The organism is Paenibacillus silvestris (assembly GCF_009882985.1).
Classification (GTDB): domain Bacteria; phylum Bacillota; class Bacilli; order Paenibacillales; family NBRC-103111; genus Paenibacillus_E; species Paenibacillus_E silvestris.
Genome location: NZ_WTUZ01000036.1, coordinates 13,351 through 28,331, shown reverse-complemented (window position 1 = coordinate 28,331; position 14,981 = coordinate 13,351). Strand labels below are relative to the sequence as shown.

Below are 14,981 nucleotides of genomic sequence, written 5' to 3'. Positions count from 1 at the left end.
CATCGCAATGTGGAAACGCAAAAAAATAATTTCAGTTGTCATGACGGTATTGTTCTTATATAGCATGCTGGCACCGTTAGCTTTGGAAGTTGTTTCTGCGGCTACGAATCCCTCCATTCAGGAGATTGAAACGAGAAATGTAGCCTTGAATGCCACGGTGACAGCTTCGGGACAATGTAACACGAATGAGAGTGCAAGCAGCGCAGTTGACGGCAAAAATGAAACAAAATGGTGCGATAATTCGGGTGTTGCCCAAAAGTGGCTAGCACTCGATTTAGGGAAAGTTTATAACATCAACGAATGGATTGTGAAAAACGCAGGAATCAGTGAGTCGGGGAATTTCCCCTTCTGGAACACGAAGGATTTCCGCTTGCAAAAAAGTAACGACGGACAAACTTGGGTAGATGTCGATGTCGTGAAGAATAATGTGCAGACAATTCTCAACCGGTACGTCCCGGTTTTCTCAGCGCAGTACATTAGATTCTATGTGGACAAAGCGGCTTACGACAACAATACCGTTCGTTTGTATGAGCTGGAAGTTTATGGGGTGGATGCCGATCAACTCCCGGCTTACCCTGCAACTAATCTTTCTCCTGTGGATTACGTAGACCCGTTCATTAACACGCTTGGCGACAATGGGCAGGCGAATCCAGGTCCAACGACACCATTTGGTCTGGTTTCATTAGGACCTGATAGTGATGGTGGAGCGTTCAGCGGATACTATTACCAGGATAAGTATCTAAAAGGTTTCTCGCATCTGCGTTTTAGCGGCGTAGGCTGCAGCGGTGCAGGCGGTAACATCTTGATGATGCCGGAAACGCGCACTTTTACAAAAAATAGTGCTGAGTACAAACAGTTGTATGATAAAAATAGCGAAAATGCATCACCTGGCTATTATGGCGTGAAGCTTGCTTCTGGTGTTGGCGTTGAACTTACAGCCTCACATAATGTTGGTTTCCACCGTTATACGTTCCCTGCTGCTGATACGGGTTCTGTATTGGTTGATCTTTCCAATTCGTATGCGGGTATGGTTGATGCGAATCTGACTGTTGAAAATAACAATGAGATTTCTGGTATGATTCAATCCAAGAATGTGTGCGGACATGGGTATTACACCATGTATTACTCCATTCAATTTGATCATAATTTCGACTCCTACAGCTCTTGGCAAGGAGATGCAGTTGGAACAGAAGCTAAGCGCAGCGGCTCGAACAGCGGCGTCTGGGTGAATTTTAATACAAAAGACAATAAAGTGGTTCAAGCGAAGGTTGGTCTATCGACAATCAGTGTAGATCAAGCAAAATATGAACGTAATCATGATATTGCGGATTGGGATTTTGACGCTCAGCATAATCTTTCCAGAAGTAACTGGAGCAAAGAGCTGAACAAGGTTGAAATTACCGATGCCGATGAAACGAACAAACGTGTATTCTATACGCAGTTGTATCACACATTCCTTCATCCGAATAATGTTACCAGCTCAAACGGGACATTCAAGGCAGCAAGGGATGAGAACACGGTTCGCCAAACGTCCGAGTTTGGTAATGATTTTGACTACTACAATGGTTGGACGACTTGGGATGATTTCCGGAAATATTCGTTATTCTCACTGCTAGCGCCTAAGAAATATGAAAACATGGTGAAGTCCATGGTTGACGTATATAATACTCGCGGTTCCTATCAGCAGTGGGGTGAAGGGTATTGGCCGAGCCCGACGGTAAGAAATGAGTTTAATGGTGCAGTTATTGTTGACGCTTATGCAAAAGGTTTTACAAATTTTGATGTGTATAAAGCGCTCAAAGGTATGGCTGTTGATGCAGACAATTTCTCGATAAGCGACACCGAGATTTCCGGCAAGCTGGAAAAGGCAAACAGTGCTTCGTTCCCAATGAAGCTTGCTCAGTTAATCGGAGATCGCGAAACGTACGAGAAATATAAAAGCGCAGCTTTGTCGTATAAAAGTCTGTGGAATGCCACGCAAGTCGATGAAAAAGGCGATAAACGCGGCTTCTTCACACCGAATGGACAGACAGTAAATAAGCAAGATATTTTAGCCGTGGACAAATATGCTTATCAAGGCAATCTGTGGTCTTACCGTTGGTCAGTACCTCAGGACGTAAACGGATTAGCAGGTTTGATGGGCGGCAAAAAAGAAATGGCAGAAGAGCTGCAGCATTTCTTCAAAATCAACGAGTATATGGCCATTAATGAACCAGATTTGCATGTTCCTTATTTGTTCAATTACTTGGGATATCCTTATTTGACTCAATATTATGCAAGAGAGTATACAACGGAAGTGGTTACGCAGAAATATCATAACCATGGTCCTTACGCATTCCCAATGAAATCCCGCGTCTATCGTGATGATCCAGAAGGATATTTGTTATCGATGGATGATGATGCCGGCGGTATGTCTTCATGGTTTGTTTACAGCAGCATGGGCTTGTTCCCTGGAAATCCGGGAGAAGCGAATTACTTAATTGGTTCACCAATTTTCTCTGAATTAAAGCTGCATCTGGATAATGGTAAAACCTTTACAATTAAGGCTAACAACGTTTCCAGTCAAAACCGATTCATTAAGTCAGCACAGCTGAATGGTAAGGATTTCAATCAAGCTTGGATTACTTACGCCGATATCATGTCGGGTGGTACCTTGTCTTTTGAAATGGATGCCAAGCCGAATACAAGTTGGGGAGCAGTAGCAAGTGCGGCACCTCCAACGATGGATTATAATGCTGACATTACAAACACAATAAGTCATCAAAAATTGATTGCTGAGCAATCTGTTTGGAAGTATCAAGATAAAGGTCAATACGCTGGCGAAGGCTGGACGAACTTGGCTTATGATGATAGCACATGGGCTTCTGGTCCAGCCATGCTGGGGTATGACAGTTTGGGCCGGGTGAAAACAAAAACAAGTTACGGTCCGGATGCGAACAATAAGTACCCGACGACCTATTTCAGGAAAACGTTTGTGATGCCTGATTTGAACGATATTCTCGAATTGGATGCTAGTCTGATTCGTGATGACGGAGCAGTTGTGTATCTCAACGGGCATGAAATTATCCGCACGAATATGCCGACAGGTGAAGTGAGCTACAACACCAAAGCAAATGCAACCGTAGGCGATGAGCGGGATCGGAATGTCTATGCTATAGACCCGTCGTTCCTGGTTAAAGGCACTAACGTTGTGACCGCAGAAGTTCATCAGGTGAATGCTACGAGTTCGGACATTGCCTTTGAGTTTAGTCTCGAAGCGGTGAAGAAGATGACGAAACCAGCAGCGCCAACAGCACCAGTTGTTGATGATAAAGCCAACACCTTTGGTTGGACGGCTGTTCCTGGCTTCAGCCAAGCGACAGACTATGAGATCAGCACGGATGGTGGCAAGAAGTGGAGAGCGGCAACAGCTAATCCGCAAACGGTAGGACCGATGGATTATGCCGCAGGTCAGATTCAGGTTCGCGTTAAGGCGAATGAAAGCTTGAGCATAACATTTGGTCACGAGCTTGTCTCTCCAATTGCGTATACGTCCGACATTCAGTGGGATGTTTATGATCTCAAAGCGGATGTGAGCCGGCAAGGGAATATGGCTGTCAATGTCACTGGAACATTGAAAGGTGACTACGGCGATTCGGCTGTTGTTGTTTTCCAGCTCATGGATGAAAATGAGAAGGCCTTAATGTCCAATAGCGTACCCGTTGAAAAAGGAAGCTTCCAGCTTTCGCAGCAATTTAACGTGAACGCAAACAAATTCCAGATGAACGTTTATCTGGTTGATGCTTACAACGGTAACATCTATGATTCCTTATGGCTGGCGGAACCGATCGTATCGAAGCCTGAGCCTGGAACTCCTTCAGGACCGAAGCCACCGGTCGTTGTAGATCCTGAGCCGCTTCCTGACCCGCTTCCATTACCGGACAAGACAGAGGAAGAGGAAGAGCCGCCTACACAGGATGGCTTAACGATTCAGTTTGAGAATCGCACCGAATGGTCACCAGATGTTAATACTTTTAACAATGGTCCATTAAAAACAGAATCAGGCAATAACGGAACGGTTGTATCCAATACGTTTAACGGGGCTTGGCTTGCTTTTAACCAATTTAACTTTGGTACCAAAGGAGCTAATCAAATCACCGTTGAATATGATGCTCCAACGAATAAAGTGCCTGTAGGCAGTCAAATGGAGATTCGATTAGGTGCACTGGATGGTGAACTAGTCGGAACTGTCAACTTGACGAATTCCGGCAATGGTTGGGGAACCTATAAAACGGTAACCGCTCAATTGAACAAAACCGTTACAGGTTTGCAGAAGGTATACGTGGTCATGAAAGGCAGCACAACAAGCGCGTTACCTTACATTGGAAACTTTGACCGTTTAACCTTTGCAAAGAGTAGAAATGATTTTGCGAAGCTGGAATTGGAAACCTATGATGATTGGTCGACTGACCTGAATCCGGGTAATTCACTCCCTATGAAAACAGAAGGTGGAAAAAGCGGGCAGCAAGTTGCTAACACTTTTAATGGTGCATGGCTTGCGTACAAAGCAATGGACTTTGGGACAGAAGGTGTGAACCGATTGTCCGTTGAGTACGTAGGTAACACGACTAACACGGCAGCCGATTCAGCCATTGAAGTTCGATTAGGCGGAGTCAACGGTACGTTAGTCGGGAAACTCGCGGCGCCTCCTACATCAAACGGATGGGGGACCTATAAGACGGTTACTGGCGATTTAACTCAAAAGTTAACCGGCCTTCAAGATGTGTACTTCGTACTTACAGGAACGACAAGTTCGGCACTTAAATACATCGGTAATTTCGATAACGCCAGCTTTTCGTATGTGAATTCAAATCCAACTAGAAGCGACTATGCGAAGTTGGAGCTGGAGAAGTACGATGAATGGACAACTGCTTTAAATGTGTATAACAATAATAGTCCGCTCAAAACGGAGAAAGGGAATAGCGGAGATCAGGTTGCCAATACCTTTAATGGCGCATGGATTGCGTATAAAAAAATGGATTTTGGGACACAAGGTGTTAACCGTTTGTCCATCGAGTACGTAGGTAACACGGCGAATACGGCTGCCGATTCAGCAGTCGAGGTTCGATTAGGCGGAGTCAACGGTACGTTAATCGGGAAGCTCGCAGCACCTCCGACAGGAAGCGGATGGGGCACCTACAAGACGGTTACTGGCGATTTAACTCAAAAAATTACCGGCGTTCAAGACATATACTTCGTATTTACTGGAACGACGAGTGCGACATTTAAATACATCGGAAATTTCGACAACGCGAGCTTTTCGTATGAGCTTCCAATTAGAAACGATTATGCGAAGTTGGAGCTGGAGAGCTTTAATGAATGGACTACTGCTCTAAATATCTACAACAATAATACTCCTCTCAAAACAGAGAAGGGGACTAGCGGAGATCAGGTTGCTAATACGTTTAATGGCGCCTGGCTCGGTTTCAAGAAAATGAACTTCGGCAGTGAAGGCGTGGATCGCGTTGGCATTGAGTATTCAGGCAACAGCGGAAGTTGTCCTACCGATGCGGCTGTAGAGATTCGTTTGGGTGGCATAAACGGTACACTAGTTGGGAAACTCTCCACACCTCCGACTGCGAGCGGATGGGGGACTTACCAGACCGTAACGGCTGATTTAACTCAAAAGCTGACTGGGCTTCAAGATATCTATCTTGTCTTTACGGGAACTACCAATTCCAGTAAGAAATACATTGGTAATTTTGATAATATTAGGTTTTCTTTAAACGCACAGTAACATACAGGCTGTAAGCAAAAAATGATGAGGGCTATTCCAAAGGTCTATGACCAGAGGGATAGCCCTATTTTCATAGGCCAACTTGGCCAAAGGATTCTGGATATTCTTTCCCCGATAGGAAATGATAAATGAAAGTAAACATCAGGAAGAGTTCACGCGAATTTACATAAAGGAGTCAACCATATGGAATCAACCGATATCCCCTTGACATCGTCTGAAATAGGTAACTTGTGGATGACCTATCAAGAAAAAACCATGTTGCTTCGATTTTTGGAATATTTCCTTGAAAGTGCAGACAATGAAGAAGTTAAACAAATTCTAAAAACAACGTACGATTTCTCTGAACAAATCGTAACGAAGATTAAACAAATTTTCGAGGGAGCAGGAGCTGTCATTCCTCTGGGATTTACTCCAAATGACGTCAATAAAGGGGTTCCTAAGTTATTTGATTACCTGTATGAACCCATGTTTTTGCATATGATAAGCAAGATTGAAACTCCCCTATTTGCATTTCATTCAACAATGTCGTATCGCAAAGATATCAGACAGCTGTTTAAGCAGTTAACAGCAAATTCACAAGAGATGTACGATCAGTGCGTACAATTCCTGGAGGAGAAAGGGGTGCTAACCCGGCCGCCTTATATCTCCATGCCTACAGAAGTAACCTTTATTCAGGATGATAATTATTTATCAGGATTCCATTTATTTAAGGATAAAAGAGCTCTTAATGCGATTGAGGTTTCGCTCTTGCATCATGCCATTGAAATGAACCTTACAGGGATGCAGCTCATGATCGGTTTCGCTCAAGTTGCTCATGATAAGAAAGTGAAAGAATATTTCGTGAAAGGGATGAAGCTGTCCAAAGAGGTCGAAACGACCTTGGGGGAATTTCTACGCGAGGACTACATTGAGCCGCCTGCCACTCACGCGGGGAAAGCCACCAACTCCACCGTTTCTCCATTCTCTGATAAGTTGATGATGTATCTCACCAATTTATTGGGTTCGTTTGCGGTTGGAAGTCACTCGCTTGGTGGAGCTTTTAGTCTACGTAGCGATTTACCGCTTGCGCTAGCAAAACTTGCTCAAAAAATTATTCCCTTTGTCAAAGAAGGCGGGGAAATGATGATTGGGCATGGTTGGATGGAAGAGCCGCCACAAGTCGAAGATCGCAGACAGCTAACCAAAACATGAGGGTAAGCCAATGGATACAGACATAGCCACTCCAGGGACTGGAATGGCTATTTTTGTATGGCGGAGGGGGCCTTGTTGCCACACGCCGGGAAGCCCAAAATTGCGCTAGCAATTTGCACGATTTTGCAATAAAATATGGATGAAACTAACTTTCATCTAATGAAACAAACCGTGGAGACCCACTAGTTTGGGGTTGAACGAATGGAGGAATCGTTGTGAATCAACGCTATCGAATTACAAGATCTTTGCAAGTGAATGACAGCTCAGAAGCCGTAATCTCTTTGGAAGAATGCAAGCAGTATTTTGCTTCCAAATCTGATTTTTCCTATACATCTGTGTTTACGATAACCGGTGCTACGACCATGTCGATCGAAGGTGATTTCTTCATGTGGAGCTACGGTGATACCCAAATTCCTTTCCGGCATTATCAGGGTGATATTTACGTGTCAGGCAAGAATGAAGCCGTGATTCCAAGGATGACGGAAGTTGCCAGCGATTTAAGAGCAGACATCGTAGGCGAATAAGGGTCTTTTTTCGAAATTTTTAAAAAATGTTGTTTACGTTACAATCGATATCTGATAATATTATCGCAACATTCAAATGCGACGAAGAGAAGAGTAAATAAATGAAATCTTTCACAGAGAGCTCCGTTAGCTGAAAAGGAGTAAAGAATTCTTTATTGAAAAAAGGCTCAGAGCAGCACATCGGAACCAAGTAAGAAGGGGATGGTGCGCCAGGAGCTCCTGTTACAGAGCTAAAGTATACGCATTACACCGTAATGCCGTACTTGAAGAGGCGAATATGGCGACATATTGGCGAATCTGGGGTGGTACCACGAGGAATCCAAATCTCGTCCCTAAGGCTATATTAGTCTTGGGGGTGGGATTTTTTTGCTTTTATAAAAGAAATGTTGTTCACACGTTAATTAGGTACACCAATTCAGACTTATTGAATAGTTTATCATACCATTTTGAAAGGATTTGAATATATCATGTCAGAAAAATTAAAAGTGGGTATTGTCGGAGGAACAGGTATGGTTGGCCAGCGTTTCGTTGAGCTGCTGGATCAACATCCTTGGTTTAAAGTAACAGCAATCGCAGCGAGCAGCAGCTCTGCGGGTAAAACATATGAAGAATCTGTGCAAGGCAGATGGAAGCTGGCAACTCCTATCCCTGAAGGTGTCAAACAAATTGTTGTTCAAGATGCTTCGAAAGTGGAAGAAGTAGCTTCTCAAGTCGACTTTATCTTCTGTGCAGTTGATATGAAGAAAAATGAAATTCAAGCTTTGGAAGAGGCTTATGCCAAAACGGGTACGCCTGTTATTTCCAACAACTCAGCACACCGCTGGACACCTGATATCCCGATGGTTATTCCGGAAGTTAACCCAGGACATATCGAAGTGATCGCGGCACAAAGAAAACGTCTCGGAACGTCGACTGGGTTTATTGCAGTTAAGCCTAACTGCTCCATCCAGAGCTATGTGCCGGCGCTACATGCTTTGTTGGATTTCAAACCAACACAAGTCGTTGCATCTACGTATCAAGCGATTTCCGGAGCAGGCAAAAACTTCACAGACTGGCCAGATATGCTGGATAATGTGATCCCTTATATTGGCGGCGAAGAAGAAAAAAGCGAGCAAGAGCCGCTGCGCATCTGGGGCAGCATCGAGAATAATGCTATCGTTAAAGCAAGCGCACCTTTAATTACAACCCAATGTATCCGCGTTCCTGTCACAGATGGACATTTGGCGACCGTTTTTGCATCGTTCGAGAAAAAGCCGTCCAAAGAAGAAATTCTTGCTCGTTGGCTGCAGTTCAAAGGAAGCCCGCAGGAGCTTGAGCTGCCAAGCGCACCTAAGCAGTTCATCACTTATTTCGAAGAAGAGAACAGACCACAGACGAAACTAGATCGTGACATTGGTCGAGGTATGGGCGTCTCCGTAGGCCGCTTGCGTGAGGATTCCATCTATGATTACAAATTCGTAGGATTATCGCATAATACATTGCGTGGAGCAGCAGGCGGCGCTGTGTTGATCGCAGAGTTGCTGAAAGCAGAAGGTTATATTCAAGCGAAATAGAAACAGTAAGAGGCTTTCCCGAGAGTCGTCAAATGACGGAGGGAAAGCCTTTTACTGTTTTTGTATTTTAAGACCTTATATTAATAAGCAATATCGAACTTCTCGTCCAAGATTTGCGATATTCGGACGAGATCCCTCCAAATATGGTGGCACGACACATGGATATTATTCAATTCTTTCCAACCTTTATCGATCTCCGCAATCATTAGTTCAATATCACGATTCGTAATTTTTCTTTCCTCCATATTGGCTAGCATTGGAAGCCCTCCATGACAACGTTTCTTCATATATCTTATATATTCGTTAGGCTGATCCTATATGAGGGTGTTGCTTCAATAGAATGCAATTTCCTCGTGATAACAGCCGTTCCTAGGGCACATCTCCCAACATAAGATTACTTAGGAGTGTGATCCCTTGTGACCATGAATAGATGTATACCCTCGTTTCATTTTGCCTACGTGACGAATTATCAGGACAACACCATCTCGGTGATTGATACCCGAACAAGAAAGGTTAAGGCAACGATTAAGACTGGAAAAGGTCCCTTTGAGATCGCTGTCACACCCGATGGGAAGCATGCGGTTGTCATCAATAAAACCGATAACACCGCTCAAGTCATCCAGCGAAGTACGAATAAAATCATTAGCACAATCCCAGTTGGAAAAAGTCCATCCGATGTTGGAACCTCGCAAAGGTACGTGTATGTTACGAATTCAGCGGATAAGACCGTTTCAGTTCTATGTATCAAGAAGAGAAAGGTCATTCAGACGCTAAAGGTTGGTCATAGACCGATAGGCGTAACAGTCACACCGCAGAAAAGAGGACAAAGAACCTTGGGCTACGTGAGCAATCACGACAGCAATACGATATCTATTTTTGATGCGAAATGCAATAAGGTCATAGACACTATTCCCGCTGGGGTAGGTCCAGATCAAATTGCGTTTACCCGAAACCGCAAATTGGCTTATGTGACCACGAATCACAATGTTTTGGTCATCGGTACGCGCAGCAGAAGGATTCTAAGCCAAATTAAAGTAGGTTCGAAGCCTATCGGAGTAGCGATAACGCCAAACGATCAATTTGCCTACGTCGGTAATGAAGGAGATAACACCGTTTCTGTCATTCTGCTTCAAAAAAATAAAGTGATAGCGACCGTTCCGGTGGGAAAGAAACCCGGTATAGTTGCTATCACTCAAAATGGCAAATATGCCTATGTGGCTAATTTTGGAGAAAATACCGTCTCTGTGATAAGCGTCCAGGATAATAAGGTCATTGACACCATTAAGGTAGGAAATGCAGCCTCAGGGTTAGCCATTATCCCACTATAAGTATCGTAAAATAGAACTAGAACATCCTTCTAGCCGTGGCAAAACGCTTTTTCCATTTATCATCAAAGTCTTCATAATGTACGCCTTGCTCTTTGGAGTAAGTATGAAGAATCCGCCCGTCTCCTGCATAGATGCCAACATGCCCAATATCGAGCCCGCGTGCGTCAAAGAACAGCACATCACCTTTGCGCAGCTCATCGATTGGGACTTCGGTTCCTTTCAAAGCTTGGTTGTAGGAGACTCGCGGGAGATCAATCGACAATGCTTGCTTGAACACATATTGGACGAAAGAGGAGCAGTCGAATGTCTTGGTTTGGCCAGAAGTTGCACCGAATTCGTAGGGCGTTCCGAGATATTTTGCTCCGAAAGCGAGCAATTCATCGGCCTTTTTATCCGCTGGAGCCAGGTTGGCGTAATCCGTATATTGCGACCCTGCTGATAGGAAGCCAATGGACTTATCTTTCGTCTGCACCTCGAGCCAGTTGGCGTCGACTTCTCGGATTACATGAATGTTCTCACTCTTCGGAAGCATGCGAAGGACCTGTGCACTCGTATTCGGAGCATCGCGTAGATTGACGCCATATTCAATCTTGGTTTCATACTCATTAGATGAGGAAATCGTGATGGTACGAGAATATTCATGCCATTTCACGAGATTGCCCAGCGTTTCACTAATTAACCGAAGCGGAATCATCGTTGATCCGTTCATAATTTTACCCGCAATCGGCATTTCAAGCTGATCCTTATTTTTAAGAGCGGTCTTATCGCCAATGCGGTATGTAAATACGATATCATTTTTCGTAGCTGTCACTGTACGTGTGTTTTCATCCCAAGAAACCTTTGCGCCTTCAGCCTCAAAAATAGCGCGAAGTGGAACGAGACTGTAGCCATCTTCGATAACGGGAGGTGTCTCAAAGCTGAGCGGATGACCATCCAGATAGACCGGAAGCGACGTGTTCTCGTCTGCATGCGCATTTGCTGCAGGGAGCATACCCATGAGAAGCAGCATAAGCGCGGCTCCTGTTTGTATACCAGTTTTTATCTTCATATCATAAACTCCTTAGCTGACTTTAGTAATGTTTAGACGCAGAAAAAGGGTTGTTTGTTGCTCAAATATTTGTGGTAAATTAAGGATGCAGTCTAATGGAAGAGCATTTGGAGTCAAATGAGTATGGGAGGTATGGATGTGCAAGATGAGTTTTCAAGAGCAAACAAGAAGGCTTGGGAAACGAAAGCGTATCAGGCTTGGGTACATAATTTTGGGACACCGGATGAGCTCGCTGGAGAATTGAAGCGGGAACACAAGCATCCTCTACGCTATTGGCTGAAATACATAGGTGATCCAAATGGAAAGCGAATGATTAATCTTCTTGGCTCGAATGGCAGAAAAGCAATCTCTCTAGCCATGTTAGGTGCGGACGTAACCGTAGTAGATATTTCGGAAGAAAACCGCTTATACGCCAAGCAAGTTGCCGATGCAGTCGGTGTGAAGCTCGATTATATTTGTTCAGACGTGTTGCAAATCCCGGATGAAGAGTCACTTGGCCAATTTGACATCGTGCTCATGGAGTTTGGTGTTCTGCACTATTTTAATGATCTTAACGATATCTTTGCGGTGGTCCGTCGCAGACTTGGAAATAAGGGTCGGTTCCTCTTAACCGACTTTCATCCTTTTGCTCGTGCTTGGATGAACACAGTCAATCTGACTGAGCCAAGCGGTAACTATTTTGAAAAGGGGACGAGAGAAGGGGACGTAGCATTTGCCAAATTGCTGCCTGAGGAAGAGCGCTACGGGCTGGAGAAGGTTCTTACACGGAGTTGGACAATAGGTGAGATTATCTCGGCAATTTCGGCTTCTGGGCTAGTGATACGCGCATTGGAAGAGATACCAAGTCCCACAGATGCTAGGTTTCCTGAGTTTTACACGTTAGTTGCTGATAAAATGGAGTTGGAGCTACCTTCGTTGTATCCATGATGATAATGTTAAGACACTTTAGACACCACTTGGGTGTCTTTTTCTTGTTTTCCTTAAGTTTTGATAAAGTCATAGGAAATTAGAAATTATTGTGGAAATCTTACCTAAGACATTAATGATTGAGGGAGTTATTTGAAAATTTTTGTAAAAAGGAGAAAAACTAATGGAAACGGAGAATATTTTATGTAATATAGCTGGATTCTGGCAAAGAGTTGGTATGAGACTACTTGATCTAATTATTGCAGGTATACCTTGTGTACTGCTCTATACCTACTCATTGAAATTATCAGTGCGATTGGGAAATGTTATCCCATTCGTTGTTTACTGGATATTTTTTTGCGCGGCAATGATATTCTTTATAGTAAAATACGGTGGTACACCGGGGAAATTAATCATGAAAGCAAAGATCATTGATAAGAATGGAGAACGATTAACCATACTGAGATCAGTCCGAAGAATAATCTTTTACATTATCGGGGCTGGTTGTTTAATACCTATATTAGATTTGGCCATTCAATCAAAAATTGAAGAGAAAGATGTTGTTCACTTCCTTTCAAACAGTTCGAGTATGTACCAAAGTATGTATTCGTATTTCGGCATTTTAACTATAGTTAGTGATTTGCTAGTTTTATTTAACCCAAAGAGAAGGGCATTGCATGATTTCATTGCAGGAAGTTTTGTAGTTGTAAGAGGAAAATAAAAACTGAATAAAGGATGAAACCCAATTGACACTTAAAATACCCAACATTTCACTTGGAGAATATGGATACGAGGGCACTATTTGTTTAGAAGCATGGGATGACTTTTTGACAAAAAAGAATGGTGTTTACGGGCTAGATCTCGGTGGGGATACGGTAATGGCTGATCCCAAAATTGAGGATGAACACGTTGCGGCCTTTCATTATATTGTCGAAAATCAAAATGCCATTAGAGACATAGTTCTTAAGGTTTTATTTAAAAACTATAAGGATTTACAGGATTACTATGGTTACGAAGATGAAGAGTTAGAACGATTTATGCCGGATATAAATGAAATTAATGATCTGAAAAATTTAATTGGTCTATTGAATGTACATATCATGAATGTACACAAAGATGGAATGGCCTATTTTGGGTTAGAATTTGATTGTACCTGGGATGAGGAACATGGATTTGGAGTAATGATTTATAAGAACAATGTCGTTGAGTTAGGAGTAGCTGACATATCGATCTTGACGTGGGTAGCTGAACGGGCTAACTCTCAATGACACCGCAAAGGTGTCTTTTTTTTACGCAGCAAATGTGTGTGATGAGGGGGGCAAGGAACTAGAGTCCGCTATTTCTCTGAAAAAGCAGGGATTCCATCTGCAAGGGGAACTACGTTCCGCTATTTTGAAGATTTCAGTTGAAAAACGCACCGTGGAGGGCATATAAGAGACTGGAGTTCCGCTTAGCGAGAAAATAGCTTGTTTTCCTCAAAATAGAGGATTCCAGTTCCCTCAAGATAACCTTTAGCGACCGGAGATTGTCCGTAAAACCTCCACGTATACACGATCGTGCGCAGCTTCGCCATAAATACAGCATTTTTGCTTATTCACAAACAGGCTGTCTTCCTATATACTCCTTAGTATCGATAACGATAATGATTATCAGTATCACCTAGGGGGTTCCATATGTTTCATTTTAAAAAGTACGCTACGATCACATCGGTTCTTCTTCTGACAACGGTTTTTCTCGCCGGCTGCGGAGCTGGAAATGATACGAAGCAAGCGGGAGCCGGCGCAGTGACCAGCGCGCAGCCGACTTCCAGCGCGGCAACTCAAAAACCAGAGACGGAGAAAATGCTGACAGACGCAATGGGGCACACGGTAAAAGTTCCTGCACAGCCGCAGCGTATCATTGCGCCATTTCTAGAAGATGCACTTACGGCGCTCGGCGTAAAACCGGTTGCACAGTGGTCTGCTGCCGGGCAGCCACAGCAGTATTTGCAAAAGGAGCTAAAAGACGTCGCAATCCTGCATATGGAAGGCGGGCTTAAGCCGGAAGAAGCGTTAAGTTATAATCCAGATTTGATTATCCTCACCTCAGAGGCTTATATGAAAAATGGATCTTATGAAGAATTCTCCAAAGTGGCACCTACCTATGTGCTTTCAAAAGATGAAAACGACTGGCGCGGCAATTTCACTAAGTTAGGCGAAGTGCTGGGCAAGAGCAGCGAAGCGGATCAGGCGATCAAGAAGCTTGACCAGAAATTAACGGGTGCGAAAGAACAAATCCGCATAAAAGCAGGAGAAAAAACAGCTGTGCTGCTGCAAGCCGGAGATAAGGGCTACAAGCTGTTTGGAGCAAAATTCTATAGCGGAAAACTGCTGTATGAAGGACTTGGATTTAAACAGCCGAAATTGTTAAAGGGTGATTACGAGACCTATTCGATAGAGACGTTGGCGCAGTTGGATGATGTTGACTATATTTTCGTGCTGTCCGGAAAAGGCAGGGCGAAACCGCCGGTTGATAACCCGCTGTGGATGCAATTGCCTGCAGTCAAGCAAGGACATGTGTATGAGGCAGATTCAGGTCACTGGTTTAATCAAAATGTCATTGCCAATCAACTCATTATTGATGATGTTCTGCATGACGTTATCAAATAAGCAGATT

The 14,981-nt window shown here is 43.7% G+C and carries 11 protein-coding genes and 1 other annotated feature; of the genes, 9 read left to right on the top strand and 2 right to left on the bottom strand.

The genetic code is table 11. The features are described from left to right. Positions 1–7: 7 nt before the first annotated feature. The 4 genes from GQF01_RS27365 (at position 8) to asd (ending at position 9,044) form a co-directional block, all read left to right on the top strand. Complete coding sequence (locus tag GQF01_RS27365) at positions 8–5,776, top strand: glycoside hydrolase domain-containing protein (protein WP_161410130.1); 5,769 nt, start codon at positions 8–10, stop codon at positions 5,774–5,776. A gap of 183 nt (positions 5,777–5,959) precedes the next feature. Further along, positions 5,960–6,967 (top strand): DUF3231 family protein, encoded by a 1,008-nt coding sequence (locus tag GQF01_RS27360; RefSeq protein ID WP_161410129.1) that lies wholly within the window; start codon positions 5,960–5,962, stop codon positions 6,965–6,967. Between the two features lie 215 nt (positions 6,968–7,182). Beyond that, the gene (locus GQF01_RS27355) at positions 7,183–7,491 is read left to right on the top strand and encodes a hypothetical protein (RefSeq protein WP_161410128.1); all 309 of its coding nucleotides are present in this window, start codon (positions 7,183–7,185) and stop codon (positions 7,489–7,491) included. 72 nt (positions 7,492–7,563) lie between these two features. Next, positions 7,564–7,828, top strand: a binding site (T-box leader). Positions 7,829–7,958: 130 nt separating this feature from the next. After that, positions 7,959–9,044 carry an aspartate-semialdehyde dehydrogenase gene (gene asd, locus GQF01_RS27350; protein WP_161410127.1) on the top strand — a complete coding sequence of 362 codons (1,086 nt, stop codon included), beginning with the start codon at positions 7,959–7,961 and terminating at the stop codon, positions 9,042–9,044. Between the two features lie 80 nt (positions 9,045–9,124). Here asd and GQF01_RS27345 read toward each other — a convergent pair whose 3' ends face one another. Further along, on the bottom strand, positions 9,125–9,301 hold the full coding sequence (locus tag GQF01_RS27345) for a hypothetical protein (protein ID WP_161410126.1): 177 nt from the start codon (positions 9,299–9,301) through the stop codon (positions 9,125–9,127). 165 nt (positions 9,302–9,466) lie between these two features. On the opposite strand from GQF01_RS27345, the gene GQF01_RS27340 reads away from it, so the two are divergent. Next, positions 9,467–10,372 carry a YVTN family beta-propeller repeat protein gene (locus GQF01_RS27340; protein ID WP_235960564.1) on the top strand — a complete coding sequence of 302 codons (906 nt, stop codon included), beginning with the start codon at positions 9,467–9,469 and terminating at the stop codon, positions 10,370–10,372. Positions 10,373–10,388: 16 nt separating this feature from the next. On the opposite strand, the gene GQF01_RS27335 is transcribed toward GQF01_RS27340, so the two are convergent. Continuing rightward, positions 10,389–11,420, bottom strand: a complete 1,032-nt coding sequence (locus GQF01_RS27335) for a stalk domain-containing protein (protein ID WP_161410124.1) — start codon at positions 11,418–11,420, stop codon at positions 10,389–10,391. 138 nt (positions 11,421–11,558) lie between these two features. On the opposite strand from GQF01_RS27335, the gene GQF01_RS27330 reads away from it, so the two are divergent. The 4 genes from GQF01_RS27330 to GQF01_RS27315 all read left to right on the top strand — a co-directional run bounded on the left by GQF01_RS27330 (position 11,559) and on the right by GQF01_RS27315 (position 14,974). Then, positions 11,559–12,347, top strand: a complete 789-nt coding sequence (locus tag GQF01_RS27330) for a class I SAM-dependent methyltransferase (RefSeq protein ID WP_161410123.1) — start codon at positions 11,559–11,561, stop codon at positions 12,345–12,347. 163 nt (positions 12,348–12,510) lie between these two features. Further along, entirely contained in the window at positions 12,511–13,047 is a 537-nt protein-coding gene (locus tag GQF01_RS27325; protein WP_161410122.1) for an RDD family protein, read from the top strand. A 25-nt stretch (positions 13,048–13,072) separates the two neighbouring features. Continuing rightward, entirely contained in the window at positions 13,073–13,594 is a 522-nt protein-coding gene (locus GQF01_RS36030; RefSeq protein WP_202556743.1) for a DUF6985 domain-containing protein, read from the top strand. A gap of 405 nt (positions 13,595–13,999) precedes the next feature. Further along, the gene (locus GQF01_RS27315; protein WP_161410121.1) at positions 14,000–14,974 is read left to right on the top strand and encodes an ABC transporter substrate-binding protein; all 975 of its coding nucleotides are present in this window, start codon (positions 14,000–14,002) and stop codon (positions 14,972–14,974) included. The last annotated feature ends 7 nt before the right edge of the window (positions 14,975–14,981 follow it).

Bases quoted from the DNA above. Each gene is read 5' to 3' on its own strand.
- GQF01_RS27365 (WP_161410130.1), top strand. From the start codon at position 8: ATGTGGAAACGCAAAAAAATAATTTCAGTTGTCATGACGGTATTGTTC.
- GQF01_RS27360 (WP_161410129.1), top strand. From the start codon at position 5,960: ATGGAATCAACCGATATCCCCTTGACATCGTCTGAAATAGGTAACTTG.
- asd (WP_161410127.1), top strand. From the start codon at position 7,959: ATGTCAGAAAAATTAAAAGTGGGTATTGTCGGAGGAACAGGTATGGTT.
- GQF01_RS27345 (WP_161410126.1), bottom strand. From the start codon at position 9,301: ATGCTAGCCAATATGGAGGAAAGAAAAATTACGAATCGTGATATTGAA.
- GQF01_RS27340 (WP_235960564.1), top strand. From the start codon at position 9,467: ATGAATAGATGTATACCCTCGTTTCATTTTGCCTACGTGACGAATTAT.
- GQF01_RS27335 (WP_161410124.1), bottom strand. From the start codon at position 11,420: ATGAAGATAAAAACTGGTATACAAACAGGAGCCGCGCTTATGCTGCTT.
- GQF01_RS27325 (WP_161410122.1), top strand. From the start codon at position 12,511: ATGGAAACGGAGAATATTTTATGTAATATAGCTGGATTCTGGCAAAGA.
- GQF01_RS27315 (WP_161410121.1), top strand. From the start codon at position 14,000: ATGTTTCATTTTAAAAAGTACGCTACGATCACATCGGTTCTTCTTCTG.